Here is a 16,300-nt window from a genome sequence, read left to right as displayed (position 1 = left end):
AGTTAATTCAAAGCTTCCTTTAATATCCTTTGTAGCTTCACAGGATTAGCCTTTCCACGGGTTTTTGCCATGACCTGACCCATAAGATATTTAAAGGCCGAGTCTCTGCCGTTTTTGTAGTCCTCAATGGACCTTTGATTTTTTGAAAGAATTTCCTCTACTATTACTCTAAGGGTGCCCTCATCATTTATCTGCTCCAAGCCTTCCTCCTGGACTATATTTCTTGGATCCTTTCCAGTGGTCCAGCAGTCATTGATGAGCTTCTTGGCAGTGCTGCTGTTGATGGATTCAGTTCCTAAAAGCTCTGCTATGGAAGCCATGTACTCTGGTGATATTTCTATGATGCTTTCCTCTAAGGGAAGAAGCCTGAAAACCTCTGCCTGCATAAGGTTAGATAGGAGCTTTGGATAAGAGGTTTTTTCAGCTGCTGCTTCAAAGTAATCTGCTCTATATTTGTTGTTAAGTAGAGTTTCACTGTCATAAGGAGTGAGACCGTAGCTTTCCATGTATATTTTTCTTCTTTCATCGGGAAGCTTACCTAGGTCTCCCTTTAGCTCTTCTATCAGCTCTCTTGAAATCTCAATAGGAGCTAAATCTGGGTCGGGAAAAAATCTGTAGTCCGTGGCTTCTTCCTTCCTTCTCATGGATAAGGTCTTACCGCTGTTTTCATCGAATCGGCGAGTTTCCTGGATTATTTCCTCACCCTTTTCAATAGCTTCTACCTGTCTTTTGAACTCATATTCAATGGCCTTGATGACAAATTGAAAGGAATTTATATTTTTTATTTCTGTTCTTGTTCTCAGTGAGGAATCTCCCTTTTTTCTTACGGAGAGGTTAACATCACAGCGGAACTGTCCCTTATTCATTTGGCAGTTAGATACACCAGAATATATGAGTATTGCTCTGAGCTTTTTTAAGTAGGAATCCACCTCCTTAGGAGAGCGAAAGTCTGGCTCTGATACTATTTCTATGAGAGGAATACCACAGCGATTACAATCTATTAAGGTACCTTTTTTATCGTCATGGATAAGCTTTCCTGCATCCTCCTCAATGTGAATTCTTGTTATTCCTATACGCTTATTAGCTTCTCCTACTTCAATATCAAGATACCCCTTGGTACATAAAGGTAAATCATATTGAGATATTTGATAGGCCTTAGGTAAGTCAGGATAAAAGTAGTTTTTTCTATCCTGCTTTGAATAGGAGGCAATGGTACAGTTGGTAGCTAAGCCTGCCTTTATAGCATAATTCACCACTTCCTTATTTAAAACTGGAAGGGTTCCCGGCATTCCCATGCACACAGGACAGCACTGAGTGTTTGGCTCTGCTCCAAAGGTTGTAGGACAGGAGCAGAAGATCTTTGTTTTGGTACCCAGCTCCACATGAACCTCTAAGCCTACTACCATTTCATAATTTCCTGTCATTTTAAAGCCCTCCTTTCACCTTTATACTTTCAAAGGTTCCTATCTCTCTTTCAAAGGCGTAGCCTGCTCTGTATAAGGTGTTCTCATCAAAGGCTTTTCCTATAAGCTGCATGCCAATAGGTAGACCGTTCTTATCTATGGCGCAGGGGAGAGTTAGAGCAGGGATTCCAGCTATGTTAACAGGAGCCGTAAAGATATCCCCCATATATAATTTTAATGGGTTTGAAGTTTTTTTATTTATTTTATAGGCTGTGGTAGGTGCTGCTGGTGACAGGATTACATCACATTTTTTAAAAGCAGAGCTGAAGTCCCTTGCAATGAGAGTTCTAACCTGCAATGCTCTTTTATAATATGAGTCATAGTGTTCCGAGCTTAGGACAAAGGTGCCGAGGATTATTCTTTTCTTTACCTCAGAGCCAAAGCCTTCGCCTCTGGATTTTTTATAAAGCTCATCTATATCTTCATACTCATCGGTTCTATAGCCATAGCGTATACCATCAAACCTGGCAAGATTTGAGGAGGCCTCAGCACTGGAGATAATATAGTAGGCAGGAAGAGCATGCTTTAAATTAGGAAGAGACAGCTCCACTATTTCTGCTCCCAAAGCTTCGTAGACTTTTGCTGACTTCAGAATAGAGGCTTTGATTTCTGACTCAATTCCATCATGGAAAAGCTCCTTTAAAAGTCCTATGCGCATACCCTTAACTCCTTGATAAATCCCTTGGGCATAGTCTGGATAGCTTCTGTCTACGGAGGTGCTGTCTCCTTTATCATGGCCAGCTATGGTATTTAATACTAGGGCTGAGTCTAATACATTCTTTGTGATTGACCCAATCTGATCCAAGGAGGAGGCAAAGGCTACGAGGCCTCTTCTGGAGACAGAGCCATAGGTAGGCTTCATTCCTACTACACCACAAAAGGAAGCTGGCTGTCTTATGGAGCCTCCTGTATCGGAGCCTAAGGAGAAGGCCGTTTCCTCTGCTGCTACCGATGCAGCAGAACCACCAGAGCTACCCCCAGGAACCCTTTCTATGTCTCTAGGATTTTTGGTGATTTTAAAGTAGGAGTTTTCTGTGGTGGAGCCCATGGCAAACTCATCCATATTGGTCTTCCCTATAAGTAATGCTTCCTCCTTATTAAGCCTATCTACCACCTCTGCATTATAGGGAGGAACAAAGTTCTTCAGCATTTTAGAGCCACAGGTGGTTGGGATGTTTTTAGTGCAGATATTATCCTTGAGGCTATAAGGAATTCCTGCAAGGGGAGAAAGACTTTCTCCAGCTATTCTTCTTGAGTCTATTTCCTTTGCCTTCTCTAAAGCCTGCTCGCTGGTTAATGTAATATAAGCATTTATGGTATTTTCTTTTTCATTAATATTATTTATGTATGCTCTGCACAGCTCCTCAGAAGATAGCTCCTTTTTTATAAGCAGGGTTGAAGCCTCAGAAAGAGAGAGCTTAGTTATATTATTACTCATATGTCCTCCTAATCCACAACCTTAGGCACTATAATATAATCCTTATCCTTAGTGGGAGCATTTTGTAGAAGCTCCTCTCTAGAGAAATTATTCATAACCTGATCTTCTCTCAGGATATTTTTTAGGGGAATAACATGGGCTGTGGCTTTTACATTTTCTATATCAAGGGAAGAAAGCTCATGAAAAAATTCAATTATATCTGGCAGCTCCTTCTCTAATATTTCCTTTTCTTTATCTGTAAGATAGACCTTTGCTAGGTCAGCTAAATTATCTATATCTATGTAAATCTCCTCCTTAGCAGCTATTATACTTCACTATTTATTATGGTCTAAAAGCCTTAATATCTAATACTACAAGAATTATATACTATTATAATACAACGATATAATTATTGCTTAATCACAATCTATTTTCCAAAAATATACGTATTATATTTATCACGATAAAAGCTTGTAGGAGGATTAGCTGTGAGAAAAGGTATAAAGCTACTGTTGTCTTTATTATTAATAACAATTTTCGTTGGCTGCATTGAAAGTAGTGACATAATACCAGGACCTAAGCCCAAGGATAAAGAGAATCAAGATGAATTAAAAACTGATAATAAGGAAATAAAAACACTATTAACGGATAAGTTCAAAAATGTAGAAGAGCTAGGTGTTCTATACCCCTATGCTAGCTCAGGAGACTATATTGAAGTCAGGTATAATATAGCCAAGGATAAGGAGAAAATTGAAGAGATTTATAAGTCCATTAAAGGTACTAGAGATAAATATCATAAGGTTTCTCCCCAAGGAGAAGGGCAGCAGAGTGATCCAACCTTCATTATCAATATATATTACAACGGTGGTAAAATGGACGAGATAGCATCTACTGAATCTGGTGAATATATATTTAGAAATACCACCACGAAAAATCCTAGCTGGGTAGGAGGGTCTAATTCTCAGTTAGAGAAGCTATTAGGTGATGGTTCAGAGTTGTATAGTTTAGAATATAGGAAGATTGGTGAAAATATAAAAGTTAAATTGACAAGCTTTCAAAGTAATATGAAAAGTGAAAATAAGGAAGAGATAACGAATTTCATTACATCTAACATTACAGAGGATGCCTATGAAAATCTTAAGGAAGGAAATCTCGAGATTACTGGGCCAATAATATACTATCAAAATGGTGATGTTTCTATTGATGCTATTAATAGAAAATTAAGTAGAAATGAAAGTACAAATGAATTCATGACCTTTACCTTTGTTAATATAGAGGGGGATATGAAAATTAATAATATAGAATGTATAACGGATACCTTTATATATTCCAATTAATATAAACTTCAGTCTGTTATCCGAATATATACGTATAAATTTAGCTATATAAAAGCTTTTAGGGGGATTAGCTGTGAGAAAAGGCATAAAGCTATTGATATCTTTATTATTAATAACATTTATCCCTGGCTGTGTTGAAAATGGGGATACAGCACCAGGACCTGAGCCCAAGGATTTAGAAAAACAAGAGAAATTATATACAAATGATGAGGAGTTAAACACTGAGGATGAAGTTAAAACAGATGATGACGAATTAAATACTCAAGATGATTTAAAGGCTGATGACGAGGATTTAAATACTGAAGATGAATTAAATACTGATGATAATGAAATAAAAACGCTGCTAACGGATGAACTAAAGAATGTAGAGGCGTTAGGAGTTTTATACCCTTATTCTGAAAGAGAGGGATGGGGTTATATTGAGGTAAGATATAATACAGCTAAGGATAAGGATAAAATTGAACAAATTTTTCAATCTATAAAAGGAACTAATGCACAATATTATAAAGTTAATCCCGCAGGAGAAGGACAGCAGAGTAATCCAACTTTCATTATCAATATATATTACAACAGTGGCAGTATGGACGAGATAGCATCTACAGAAACAGGAGAAGGTATCTATAGAAATACCACCACAAAAAATCCAAGCTACGTAGCTGGAAGAAATACTGAGCTTCAGAAGCTATTAGGTGATGGTTCAGAGCTTTATAGTCCAGAATATGTGAAGCTAGGTAAGGACATAGAAAATATGCTTACAGGGTTTCAAAACAATATAAAGGATGGTAATAAGAAAGAGGTAGAAAGCTTAATTACAGCCAATATTACAGAAGATGATTATGAGAATCTTACGGAAGGTAAAATTCAGGATTATGGAACTATAATACACTATCAAAATGGAGATATTTCGATTAAGGCTGTCAATAGAAAATCAAGTGAAATAGAAAGCACAAATGAGTTTATGACCTTTACACTTGTTAAAGAAGAAGGAAAAATGAAAATTAATAAAATAGAATGTATAACGGATACTATTAAGTATATATTGGAATATAAAAAAATGGAACATATACCTAATACGTCTAAGTACTCCTTTTAATACAATGAAAAGCCCCAAAGATTGGATAATACTGATCTTTAGGGCTATATTATGTTTAATTATTGTAGTCCTGCTCCATTAAAAATCTATATAAAGCGGGATAAACTCCTAAGGAGCCCATGAGGTTATGATATTCATCCATAAGCTCTGGTCTTTCTTTTGTCTTTTTTATGGCTCTGATCATCAGATTCTTTGGGGTCTCTAGAGGAGATATATATTCCACCACGGAAACCTCGTAGCCCTTTGCCTCTAGAAGCATGGAGCGCATGCCGTCCGTTAAGACATCGGCCATTCTTGTTTTAAATATGCCGTGCTTTAATATTCCCTTAAAGGGCTCGTAGCTATATTGGCTTAGGATCTCTCTATGACAGCAGGGAACAGCTATTATTACCTCTGATTCCATTCTGATTCCGGCAGCTAAGGCCATGTCCGTTGCGGTGTCGCAGGCATGGAGGGATATAATAACATGAAGCTTTTTCTTAGGTTCGTAATTATTGATATCTAATGCATGGAACTCCATGTTTCTATAGCCAAGGTTAGCTGCCATTTTTTTAGAGGCTTCAATAACCTCAGGAGATATATCAATTCCTATGAAGTGGCATTTTAGCTTCTTCACCTCTGTTAGATAATAGTTAAGGACAAAGGTTAAATAGGATTTGCCACAACCGCAGTCTAAGATATTTATTACCTGATTTCTTGGAAGGGTATCTATTATTCCTTCCAAGAGTTCTACATAATGATCGATCTGATTATACTTTCTTATCTTGCTGTTCTTTATCTTTCCATCCTTGGACATGATGCCAATTTCCTTTAATAAGGCATCAGCCTTTCCAGCCTTTATGTAATAATCCCTGTTTAAAAGGGTAGAGGTCTCCGATATATGAAGTCCTGAAGTACCCTTGACAATATTAGAAGAAGCTTTTGTATCCTTTGTAGCTTCTTCCTCAGTAGCCTCAGTAGTAGTCATTTTTACATTTTTATTATCGCCCTGGATAAGGATGTTACTCCCTCTTTCACTATAAATAAGTGATAAGGCCTCATAGTTTTCTGCTGCATCTATTATAGCTTCAAATAACTCTGAAATACTTAAAAGCTCTGTTCTGCCATTAAAATTATAGCTTATCTTTCCTTCCTCATAATGGCCTCTACCTTTAAATTCCTTAAGGCCGGAAGAAAAGGTAACATTTATGCTATTAAAAATTGTCTGGTTTTCTTCAAAACGGCTAGTAAGACCCATCAAAAAAAGCCTTAGCTTTCCTATATTCTGCTTATTCAAAAAATCATCTCCTACAATTGGTAGTTAATATAATTCATATAAACATAAGTAATTAAAAATATCAATAGCTTTTAATTGCATATTAGTATGTTATAATCAAAAAGGTAATTAATTTCAGGATAAATTCGCGGAGGTACTTATAATGAAACAAAAGATAAGCACTCGCTTCCCCGGTGCATTAATAATTTTATTTATAATGATGATTTTGTCTGGTATTACAGAAAATAGCAAGGGAATATTTATCCCCGGCTTTAAAGAGTACTTTATAATAGGAGATAAAGAAATTTCATATATGCTCATGGGTACCTCTCTAACCTACATGATAGCTAATTTTTTTGGAGGCTATCTCTGTGAAAAGATTGGTCAGAAGATAGTACTCATTCTTGGAGTTATAACCTTGATGGTATCACTGGTGATGATGTCCATTAGTCAGAGCTTTTTAGCCTTTGCAATATGGATAGGTATAAATAGTGCTGGACTAGGCTTTGCTGGTATCTCTGGAAATACCCTGCTGCCGGTTATTGTTTTAAGCTTTCAAAGCTTAGCCATGAATCTCATGCACTTTTTCTACGGCTTTGGATCTACCCTTGGACAGAGAAGCTTTGGCTTTTTCTTGGACAAAGGTATCAGCTGGAGGCAGCTTTATTTAATCGTTGCAGTAATAATAGGTATATTATTTTTGATTCTATTTTTTATTCCCTTTCCTGAGGTAAAGGAAAAGAAGGACGAGAAAAAGCTATCTATAAAGGAGATATTTAAAAATAAGCTGATAATTCTCTACATGATTGCCTTGGGAACTTATGTAGCTGCTGAAATATGCACCTCTAACTGGCTGGTAAATTATCTAGTTGAAGCCTATTCTCAAAGTGAAAATGATGCCTCTGTATACTTATCTACCTTCTTTTTAATCTTTGCTTTAGGAAGACTCTTTGGGGGCTTTGTAGTAGAAAGATTTGGGAGCTTTAAAACAGTTATTGCATCATTAATGATTGCATTGATATTATTTACAGCTGGACTTCTACTGGGAGAAGGGGCATTATTCTTAATTGCTCTCTCAGGCTTGTTCTTTGCTATAACCTTTCCTACGGTGATTTCAACAATACCAAAGGTTTTTCCCATAAGTAGCGCATATATCACAGGGATACTTGTCACTACAGCGTCTTTTCAAAGCATGCTATTAAATTATGCTTTTGGCTTAGCTAATGATTATTTTGGTGCAGAAAAGGCAATATTTTTAATACCTGGAGTTTTAACAGTATCTATAATCTTTAATATTATTATTTTTAAAAAGACCAAGCCTCTATTGGCCAATAAGCATTAAAGGAGTCTTTGTAAATGATTGGAAAAGTTAATGCTCTCATTGAAGCTGTGAGAGGAAGCGGTAATGAATACATCATAAAAAATAAACAAGGGATAAATAGAGGGAGATTTATTATCTTTGATATGGATAAGGAAAACAAAAGATGCTCTCTCAGGTTAAATTATTATGATGAGGAGGAGTCCTTTCTGGAGGATTCTCTTAAACTGATCTTAGCTTCTGTATTTAAGGACAAAAACTTCAATAAGGTGAACATCTATACCCACGAGGAGCAGTGCACAAAGGCCTTCACTGCCTGTGGACTCACTCTTCAGGGAGTTTTAGAGGACAATGTAATTTATAAAGGAAGCCTGGAAAATGAATATATATTTGGCTTATCCATAGATAAATATTATTCAATGCAGCTTAAGGGAAGAGAAATAGTTAAAGAAGATAATAAGGAAGAGTTTTATCTAAAGGTACTGACTCCTGAACATGCTGATGAGCTTCTAGAATATTATATAAGAAATAAAGAGTATCTAGCTCCCTTCGAGCCTAAGAGGGTGAACAGTTTTTTTACTCTGGAAACTCAGAGAGAAAACCTAGCAGAAGCTTATAGAGGCTACTTAAATGGAAGCTCAGTGGAGTTTGGAGTGTTTTTAAGGGATAGACTCATAGGGAAGGCAAAGGTAGCCAATATTATTTATGGAGCTTTTAGAAGTGGAATAGTAGGCTATTCTATTGATAAGGACCATGAAGGTAAGGGCTATGGTAAAAGAGCTCTTAGGCTTTTATGTGACTATGCTTTTTCTGAGATGGAGCTCCACCGCCTTGAGGGTTCTGCTTTGTTAGAAAATGTAAAGTCTCAAAGGGTGCTAAAGGGCTGTGGCTTTAAAGAGTTGGGCAGAAATGAACAGTACCTTAATATAGCAGGAGCATGGCAGGATCATATAACCTTTTATAAGATTAATGAGGAATAAGCTGATATTGGGTGGTAATTAGATGATTATTTTATCTAATACCACCCTATTTTTAATTTCTTTGCACTCGATTAACCCTTATAACCAGGGAGTTAAATTTCTTTCCTTAAAATGAGATATATCTCCTATGAGTATAGGCTTATATTCACCCATCTCATAATGAATCTCTGTGAGACTTGCCTGGTGTACATAGGGCACTTGTCCTATATTTTCTGCCCCCATATTACTGGTTAAGGCTATTAAGAGCTTTACTGGAAGAGCATGGGTTACAATTAATATTGTTTTGCCTTCATTAGCTGAGAGGATTTTTTTAAAGGTATTAGCTATCCTATCAGAAAAATCCTGAAAAGCTTCCCCATCCTCAGCAGTATAAGAAGGAAGGTTTTTGAAGAAGGTACTTACCTTTATACCACTCCTTTCTTCAGCAGAAGAATAGGTGAGTCCTTCCCATTTTCCAAAATACATTTCCTTTAAGCCATCTTCATCTATTAATTCTATGGGTCGACTGCCCCTTATTATTTCAGCAGTATCCTTAGCCCTTTTTAGAGGACTTGAATATATTCTATGGATATCTATGTCCAGAAGCCTTTCTCCTAGAGCTCTAGCATTAGCTATTCCCGTCTCTGTAAGCTCTGAATCTATCCAGCCCTGGAATCTTTTTTCTATATTAAATCTTGTTTCTCCATGCCTTGTAATGTATATGGTAGTCATGGGCTTACCTCCTAAACTATAATTAGGTTCTTAACCAAGCTTTTTATAGTAGAGGCACTATCAGGATTTATACTGTCATCGGTTATTAGGTAATTTACGCAGCTTAAAGGAACGGCCTTAAAGAGCTTGGTGGTATATATTTTCGAGGAATCTATAAGATATATCTTCTCGCCACTCATACTGTTTACAGCTTTAATGCCTGAGAGTTCAAATTCTGAGTTTGCTTGTATATAGCATTCATGGCTCAAGCCTGTTGAGGAGAAAAATACCTTTGAAGGATTTATTCTTTTTATATTTTCTGAAGTTAAGCTGCCACCAATAGTGCTGCTTGAGTGAGATACCTCTCCTTCTAGGGTGTATAAATGCTTGATATTTGGTTTATATTTATGAGAAACTATAGCAAGATTACAGGTAAATACCGTAACATTTTTAGCAGTTATATTTTTGTAAAATTCATAGCAGGTTGAACCAGCATCAATAAATATTTCATCATTATCCTTTACAAGACTAGCAGCAGCTCTTCCTATCCTTTCCTTTAAGCTGCTGTTCATAATTTCTCTAAGATCGTATTTAGGCGTGGCTTCATTATTTATAGGAACAGCTCCTCCGTGCACCCTGGCTACCTGCCCTTCCTTATGTAAAAATTCTAAATCTCTTATTACCGTTGACTTAGATATGTTAAATTCACTTATAAGATCATTTACTGAAACATAGCCTTTATCTCTAATATACTCATATAATAATGAAATTCTTTTATTACCTTTACCCTTCATAAATATCACCTATATACATTAATGTTTTTTTTGAAGGTTAACACCTTTTTGTTTCAATATATCTAAAAAGCCATCAAAGTTCTCATAGCTGTATCTTATACTTACTTTCTTATTCCTGGGAAGATGGATAATGACTCTAAGACGATTCTTGTATTCTAAGTAACTTATCACCTGGAAGGGGATTCTTCTCAAGGGCATGAATCCATCAGTGAAGACTATAGAATCATCAATTATTGAAAGCTTACTTCTAAAGGGCTTAATTAATAATATAAGTGCAGCTGTCAGTGCCAATAGATAAAAGTAAACCCTCTTTTTTCCAGTGTAATACATATCATAGTTATTTATTTTTATGATAAGTGTTAGTAAAAGAATAGTAATACCACAGATTATGTCCTTAAGGATATAATCTTTTTTTTGAGGAAAATTCATATAAAGATGCCTCCCTTGGAAAAAATATTTTATTTAATTCAATTATGACATTTTTATGTCAGATAAACAACATATATTTAAGTAAATTGTCTAAAAATTAAAAATATTGTTGACATAAAAAGAATATATGCCTATAATGAAACTGATATAAAAACTATTTTTTAATATATTTAAATAAAATTAAATATTTATTTTATAATCTTCATTGCAATCATTTACATTGACATAAAAATCTCATATATTATGAAACAAATATATCAAAATTAATGTTTAAGATGTTTTTAATGGAGATGCATAAGGAAAGGCTTATTTATATGTCTAACCTTTTGTATAAAAACTTATGAGAGGAGAAGAAGTATGGGTAGACCGATACGTGTACTAGTTGCCTGTGGCAGCGGAATTGCAACCTCTGCTATAGCAGTAAAGGAGGTGAAGGAGGCTTGCGAAAAAGCTAATGTTCCTGTGACAGTAAGTAAGTGTACTATCATGGAATTGATTTCTAAGGCTCCTGGAGTAGATGTTATTTTTGTAACCAATAATTATAAAGGAACCCTTAGTGTTCCGGTAATGAATGTAACAGGCTTTATAACCGGTATAGGAAAACAAAAAACCTCAGAAAAGGTGCAAAATCTAATCCGTGAAGTAAATGAAAAGATTAACGGAGCTGAATAGATAGGATCTGCATAATTAACAAAGGTGAAAAGTAGAAGGTAGGTTAATGAAATTCTAAAATAATTATATTTTTAAAGGAGAGAAATCATGCAAGTATTTGAAGTTATTATGGATTTTATTAAGACAGCTGGTGCTTCTGCTATATTACCTATTATGATTACTGTTTTAGGACTATATTTTAGAATGAGCTTCTTCCAAGCTTTTAAGAATGGTTTGATGATTGGTATTGGATTCTTAGGTATCAATACTATATTGGGTGTTTTAACCGGTGGTATTAGCGTTATTTCTGCTTATTACACTGAGATGGGTTCAGGGTTCACCGTTACTGATATAGGCTGGCAGGGTATGAGCGCAGCAGCTTGGTCAACGCCTTTTGCAGTTATCGTTGTTCCAATAGGCTTTGTTTTGAACTTCTTACTATTAAAATATAGATTTACTAAGACTTTAAATGTTGATGTATGGAATTACTGGCACTTCTTATTAGATGCTGCAATATTATATTATGTACTTCTTGCAGCAGGCGTTTCTGTTCCCGTTGCTATAGTTATAGGTACAGTTTTTGCTTTACTTTGTTCTGTTATAATGCTTAAGCTTGCAGACCACTTTGCACCAAGCTGGCAGGAATATTTTGGTGTTGATGGTACTGCTGTTACAACTCAAATGCATTTAACTACTATATATCCTGTAGCATGGATCACAAATAAAGTTATAAGCAAGATTCCGGGATTAAATAAAATTGACTTTAAGATAGACTCTCTTCAAGAAAAGTTTGGAGCCTTTGGAGATACTTCAATAGTTGCCTTTGTTGTTGGTTTACTTCTTTGTGTAATCACCAGACAGGATGCAGCCACTACTCTTACTACCAGTGTTAAGATAGCTGGTGCTATAGTTATCATGCCTAGAATGGTTTCCATGCTTATGGAAGGTCTTGCACCAGTTGGACAAGCTGCTCAAGAATATATGTCCAAAAAGCTCGGTGATGATTATGAAATATACATAGGTATGGATATAGCTTTAGGCTTAGGTGATACCTGTGCCATGCAGACTGCTCTTGTTATGATCCCTATCACTATAGCTGTTGCTTTCATAGTACCAGGGGTTACTTACTTCCCAATTGCAACCTTAGGTAGCTTATTATATACTACTGCAGTTTGTTCATGGGTTACCAATGGTAATGTATTTAGAACAATTGTCTGTGCTACTATAATGCAGGTTTATGCAGTAATCACTTTAAGCTTCCTTTCCGGCTTAACTACTACTGTTGTTGCAGCTGCTGGAACAATGGAATTAACAGAAGGAATGCAGGTTGTAGGAAGCTGTGCAAATCAAATATACAACGTTGTAATAGCAATAATTGCAGAAATTTTTGGCATTATGTAGATTCAATTAAGCTAGTGACTGATTAAAATAGAGCTACTTTAAAAGGTAGCTCTAATAAATTTAAATAGTTACAGGAGGTTTTGAAAATGTCTGAAGCATTAAGAAAAGCAAAGGAAGAGGTCTTATTTGCATGCAAAACAATATGCAGCAAGGGGTATGTTCTTGGAACTGCAGGTAATATCTCTGCAATTGTTGAAGGAGAGGATTTATTTGTAATCACTCCATCTAGCTATCCTTATGACATCATGAAGGAGGAGGACTTAGTTGTATCTGATATGGAAGGAAATATTGTTGAAGGCTTTAGAAAGCCATCTATTGAGTTCTCCATGCACAGGTATATTTATCTTAAAAGACCCGATGTTAAGGCTATTGTTCACTCCCATTCTCCTTATGCAACAATCTCCGCAAGCTTAAAGGGAGTAGAAACGGTTAAATGTGTTGATATAGAAGCCGTTATATATCTAGGAGGAGATATTGACGTTGCACCTTTTGCCCCTCCAGGAAGTATAGAGCTAGCTGAGAATGTAAGAGATTCTATAGGATTAAAGGCAGGAGTTCTTCTTGCAAACCATGGAGCCATAGGAGTAGGCATGGATATGAAGGATGCTCTTTTAGCTTGTGACAATGTAGAGAGAAATTCAATGCTTTTTGTAAATATTTTAGCTGCTGGAGAGCTTAATCCAATGTCCGATGAATACATAAAGAATGGAGCTGAAAGGTCCTTAAAGAAGAGAGGAGTAGTTCTAGTTTAATACTAGAGCCTAAAGTAAGGCCTATGAAAGCTTTAAAGAGATTAAGTGATAAACCTAGGGATATGAAGCTTGTAGAGCTTCCTGAGCCACAAATACCTTCAGAGGACTGGATTAAGGTTAAGGTTTCATACGCAGGAATATGTGGTTCTGATATAAAGATGTTTGACAATGACTGCTCAAATAAAAACAGCAAGCTAAAGCCTCCAGTTATTCCTGGTCATGAGGGAAGTGGAGTGGTCTGCCAGGTTGGAAGCTTGGTCAAAAATGTTAAGGTAGGAGACAGAGTTATCTATCATACTATGGTAGGCAGCTGTGGCCACTGTGAATATTGTTTGACAGGAAACTTTGGACTCTGCAGCGATAGAAAAGGATTAGGTTCTACCATGGACGGATCCTTTGCAGAATATTTAATCTGTCCTGCTAAAAATGTAATTAAAGTGCCAGAAGGACTTTCACTAAAAATTGCTGCTTTGGCGGAGCCACTTGCTTGTTCCATAAGAATAATAGAAGAGGTAGGGAAGGTAAAAAGAGGAGAAAAAGTAGTTATATTTGGACCTGGAGCTATAGGAGCCACCTGTGCAATAGTTGCTAAGACAAATGGAGCCATTCCCGTAGTGGTAGGTACAAAGCATTCTTCTCATAGACTTAAGGTTTTAGAAGACATAGGCATAAGATGTATGATCAATGATGAAAAGCTTATGGAAAATTTGAATAGCTATTTCGGAGGACTAGCTGATATGGCAGTGGATGCTGTAGGTAAGGAAGCTATCCTTAATCAAGCCCTGGATTCAGTAAAGAAGCTGGGAAGAGTTGTAATTGGTGCTGGAGATGAGGTTAATACCCATTATAAGGTTAATATAATAAAGGCCTTTAGGTGGCAGATTCAGATACATGCTGCCTGCTCTTCTACCCCTAAGGGATGGTATGAAGCTATAAAATTATTGAAGGAGAACTGTCATTATTTCGAAGGAATTGCTAGTGTAGAGTATTCAATCGACCAATGGGAAGAAGCCTATGAAAGAGCTAGAAATAGGGATTCCTTTAAGGTAATGTTTAAGTTCTAGAAAGGAGTAAAATGATAGAGAATGTATTTGTAATAGATGGTTCACCAGATAGTTGGGAAGAGTGTCTTAAGCTTACCTATCAGAAGCTTCTTTCTGAGGGCTGCGTTAAAGAATCCTTTCTCACCGGTTGTATTGAAAGAGAAAAGGTCTTTCCCACAGGGCTGGAGACAGAAATACCTGTAGCTATACCTCATACTGATGCAATACATGTTATAAGCCCTGCAGTTTGTCTTTTAAGACTAGAAAAGCCTGTGTCCTTTGCTCGCATGGACGATGAGACAGAAAGTGTGGAAGCAGAATTTGTTTTTAATATGGCCTTAAGCAATGATGTAGATCAGATAACCATGCTTCAAAGGATAATAGAGGTAGCACAAAATAAGGAATTCCTCTTAAAGGCAAAAAATGCTTCAGTGGAAGAGCTCATGAAAGAGTTACATAAAATATGGATTGAGGATTTACAGGGAGTTTATGCTTAATTTCTTTCCTAAGGAGGAGATGAAAAGATGTTTAAGAATTTCAATTATTCCATTGAACAACAGGTTTTCTTTGAACAAGGCTGTATTAAGAAGCTTCCAGAGATAATTAAGGAAATAAATAGTTCAAGGGTATATATTGTTTCAGATAGAGGCCTTGAAAAAGCAGGTCTCGTAAAAAAACTTACGGACCTCTTGGAAGAAGCCTTGATAAAATATGATTTGTTTTTAGATGTTGAGCCTAATCCATCGGTAAATACTGTTCAAAAGGCTTTAGAAGGATTCAAAAACAGTGGAGCGGACTCCATGATAGCCCTTGGTGGTGGTAGCTCCATGGATGTAGCTAAGGCAGTAGGGGTTCTTCATACTCATGGAGGAGAATTGAAGGACTATGAGGGCTTTGGAAAGGTACCTGGAGAGATAGTTCCTCTTATAGCTATAGCCACAACAGCTGGCACTGGAAGTGAATCTACAGGAGCTTCTGTTGTCACAGATACCTCCACCAGCTACAAATTTTCTGTAGGAAGCTTTTATTTGGTTCCTAAGTATGCAATCCTAGACCCGGAGCTAATAACTACCTTGCCAGCTCTTATGGCAGCAGCCACTGGAGTAGATGCACTGGTACATGCCATTGAGAGCTACATATCTTTAAATTCTAATATGTTTACTGATGCCTTAGCAGAAAAAGCCATAGAGCTTATAGGGAAGTATTTAAGAAGATTCACTGCCAATAGACAGGATATTGAAGCTGCAAGCGGAATGCTCATTGGTAGTAACCTAGCAGGAGTTGCCTTTGCAAGGGCATCTTTGGGTAATGTGCATGCACTGGCTCATCCTGTGGGTGGTTTCTTTAATGTTCCCCATGGTGTAGCAAATGCAATACTTCTGCCGGTAGTTCTTGAGTTCAATGCTTTAACTGATAGTGGAAAGTATGAAAGAATATTTAGGCTGCTTAAGGGTGATCATTATACCTACACTAACTTTACTCCAGACATGCTTGTTACCGAGATAAGAAGTCTTATAGCTTCTCTGGAAATTCCTATGAAGCTCTCAGAGGTTGGGGTGTCAGAGGATAAGCTCCAGGATATGTGCATAGATGCAATGAAATCAAGACAGATACTTATAAATCCTAGATTAGCCACTATTAAGGACGTAGAGAATTTATATAGAAAGGCCTTCTGAT

General features: G+C 36.5%; 17 protein-coding genes. 10 read left to right on the top strand and 7 right to left on the bottom strand.

Annotated features, from left to right (window positions below):
* Positions 1-2: 2 nt before the first annotated feature.
* Genes gatB through gatC form a run of 3 tightly spaced genes read right to left on the bottom strand, consistent with a single transcriptional unit; the run spans position 3 to position 3,176 of the window.
* The gene (gene gatB, locus ACPWSR_RS05885) at positions 3-1,424 is read right to left on the bottom strand and encodes an Asp-tRNA(Asn)/Glu-tRNA(Gln) amidotransferase subunit GatB (RefSeq protein ID WP_426350769.1); all 1,422 of its coding nucleotides are present in this window, start codon (positions 1,422-1,424) and stop codon (positions 3-5) included.
* Between the two features lies 1 nt (position 1,425).
* Entirely contained in the window at positions 1,426-2,901 is a 1,476-nt protein-coding gene (gatA, locus tag ACPWSR_RS05880) for an Asp-tRNA(Asn)/Glu-tRNA(Gln) amidotransferase subunit GatA (protein WP_426350768.1), read from the bottom strand.
* 8 nt (positions 2,902-2,909) lie between these two features.
* Positions 2,910-3,176, bottom strand: a complete 267-nt coding sequence (gatC, locus tag ACPWSR_RS05875) for an Asp-tRNA(Asn)/Glu-tRNA(Gln) amidotransferase subunit GatC (RefSeq protein ID WP_426351355.1) — start codon at positions 3,174-3,176, stop codon at positions 2,910-2,912.
* 192 nt (positions 3,177-3,368) lie between these two features.
* Here gatC and ACPWSR_RS05870 point away from each other — a divergent pair, with 192 nt between their 5' ends.
* Together ACPWSR_RS05870 and ACPWSR_RS05865 are read left to right on the top strand one after the other, a co-directional pair.
* Entirely contained in the window at positions 3,369-4,217 is an 849-nt protein-coding gene (locus ACPWSR_RS05870) for a hypothetical protein (protein ID WP_426350767.1), read from the top strand.
* Between the two features lie 73 nt (positions 4,218-4,290).
* Entirely contained in the window at positions 4,291-5,310 is a 1,020-nt protein-coding gene (locus tag ACPWSR_RS05865) for a hypothetical protein (protein ID WP_426350766.1), read from the top strand.
* A 55-nt stretch (positions 5,311-5,365) separates the two neighbouring features.
* On the opposite strand, the gene ACPWSR_RS05860 is transcribed toward ACPWSR_RS05865, so the two are convergent.
* Positions 5,366-6,586 carry a class I SAM-dependent methyltransferase gene (locus ACPWSR_RS05860; protein ID WP_426350765.1) on the bottom strand — a complete coding sequence of 407 codons (1,221 nt, stop codon included), beginning with the start codon at positions 6,584-6,586 and terminating at the stop codon, positions 5,366-5,368.
* 142 nt (positions 6,587-6,728) lie between these two features.
* On the opposite strand from ACPWSR_RS05860, the gene ACPWSR_RS05855 reads away from it, so the two are divergent.
* Both ACPWSR_RS05855 and ACPWSR_RS05850 read left to right on the top strand, forming a co-directional pair.
* Positions 6,729-7,907: an MFS transporter gene (locus tag ACPWSR_RS05855; protein ID WP_426350764.1), complete on the top strand. Its 1,179-nt coding sequence runs from the start codon at positions 6,729-6,731 to the stop codon at positions 7,905-7,907.
* Positions 7,908-7,921: 14 nt separating this feature from the next.
* Positions 7,922-8,863 (top strand): GNAT family N-acetyltransferase, encoded by a 942-nt coding sequence (locus ACPWSR_RS05850; RefSeq protein WP_426350763.1) that lies wholly within the window; start codon positions 7,922-7,924, stop codon positions 8,861-8,863.
* Positions 8,864-8,941: 78 nt separating this feature from the next.
* Here the strand turns inward: ACPWSR_RS05850 and ACPWSR_RS05845 are convergent, their stop codons facing one another.
* The 3 genes from ACPWSR_RS05845 to ACPWSR_RS05835 are packed head-to-tail and all read right to left on the bottom strand — an operon-like array spanning position 8,942 to position 10,776.
* Complete coding sequence (locus tag ACPWSR_RS05845) at positions 8,942-9,574, bottom strand: histidine phosphatase family protein (RefSeq protein ID WP_426350762.1); 633 nt, start codon at positions 9,572-9,574, stop codon at positions 8,942-8,944.
* Positions 9,575-9,585: 11 nt separating this feature from the next.
* Positions 9,586-10,347, bottom strand: a complete 762-nt coding sequence (locus ACPWSR_RS05840) for a DeoR/GlpR family DNA-binding transcription regulator (RefSeq protein ID WP_426350761.1) — start codon at positions 10,345-10,347, stop codon at positions 9,586-9,588.
* A gap of 18 nt (positions 10,348-10,365) precedes the next feature.
* Entirely contained in the window at positions 10,366-10,776 is a 411-nt protein-coding gene (locus tag ACPWSR_RS05835) for a hypothetical protein (RefSeq protein WP_426350760.1), read from the bottom strand.
* Positions 10,777-11,133: 357 nt separating this feature from the next.
* Here ACPWSR_RS05835 and ACPWSR_RS05830 point away from each other — a divergent pair, with 357 nt between their 5' ends.
* From ACPWSR_RS05830 to ACPWSR_RS05805, 6 genes are all read left to right on the top strand, one after another.
* Complete coding sequence (locus ACPWSR_RS05830; RefSeq protein ID WP_426350759.1) at positions 11,134-11,448, top strand: PTS sugar transporter subunit IIB; 315 nt, start codon at positions 11,134-11,136, stop codon at positions 11,446-11,448.
* 87 nt (positions 11,449-11,535) lie between these two features.
* Positions 11,536-12,828: a PTS transporter subunit IIC gene (locus ACPWSR_RS05825; protein WP_426350758.1), complete on the top strand. Its 1,293-nt coding sequence runs from the start codon at positions 11,536-11,538 to the stop codon at positions 12,826-12,828.
* 86 nt (positions 12,829-12,914) lie between these two features.
* Complete coding sequence (locus ACPWSR_RS05820; protein WP_426350757.1) at positions 12,915-13,580, top strand: class II aldolase/adducin family protein; 666 nt, start codon at positions 12,915-12,917, stop codon at positions 13,578-13,580.
* 23 nt (positions 13,581-13,603) lie between these two features.
* On the top strand, positions 13,604-14,644 hold the full coding sequence (locus tag ACPWSR_RS05815) for a zinc-dependent alcohol dehydrogenase (RefSeq protein WP_426350756.1): 1,041 nt from the start codon (positions 13,604-13,606) through the stop codon (positions 14,642-14,644).
* A gap of 11 nt (positions 14,645-14,655) precedes the next feature.
* On the top strand, positions 14,656-15,120 hold the full coding sequence (locus ACPWSR_RS05810; RefSeq protein ID WP_426350755.1) for a PTS sugar transporter subunit IIA: 465 nt from the start codon (positions 14,656-14,658) through the stop codon (positions 15,118-15,120).
* A 27-nt stretch (positions 15,121-15,147) separates the two neighbouring features.
* On the top strand, positions 15,148-16,299 hold the full coding sequence (locus ACPWSR_RS05805) for an iron-containing alcohol dehydrogenase family protein (protein ID WP_426350754.1): 1,152 nt from the start codon (positions 15,148-15,150) through the stop codon (positions 16,297-16,299).
* Position 16,300 lies beyond the last annotated feature (1 nt).

Origin of the sequence: Alloiococcus sp. CFN-8 (assembly GCF_049943125.1) — a bacterium.
Taxonomy (GTDB): Bacteria; Bacillota; Clostridia; order Clostridiales; family Clostridiaceae; genus JAEXZL01.
This window is presented reverse-complemented; position numbering and strand designations above follow the sequence as displayed.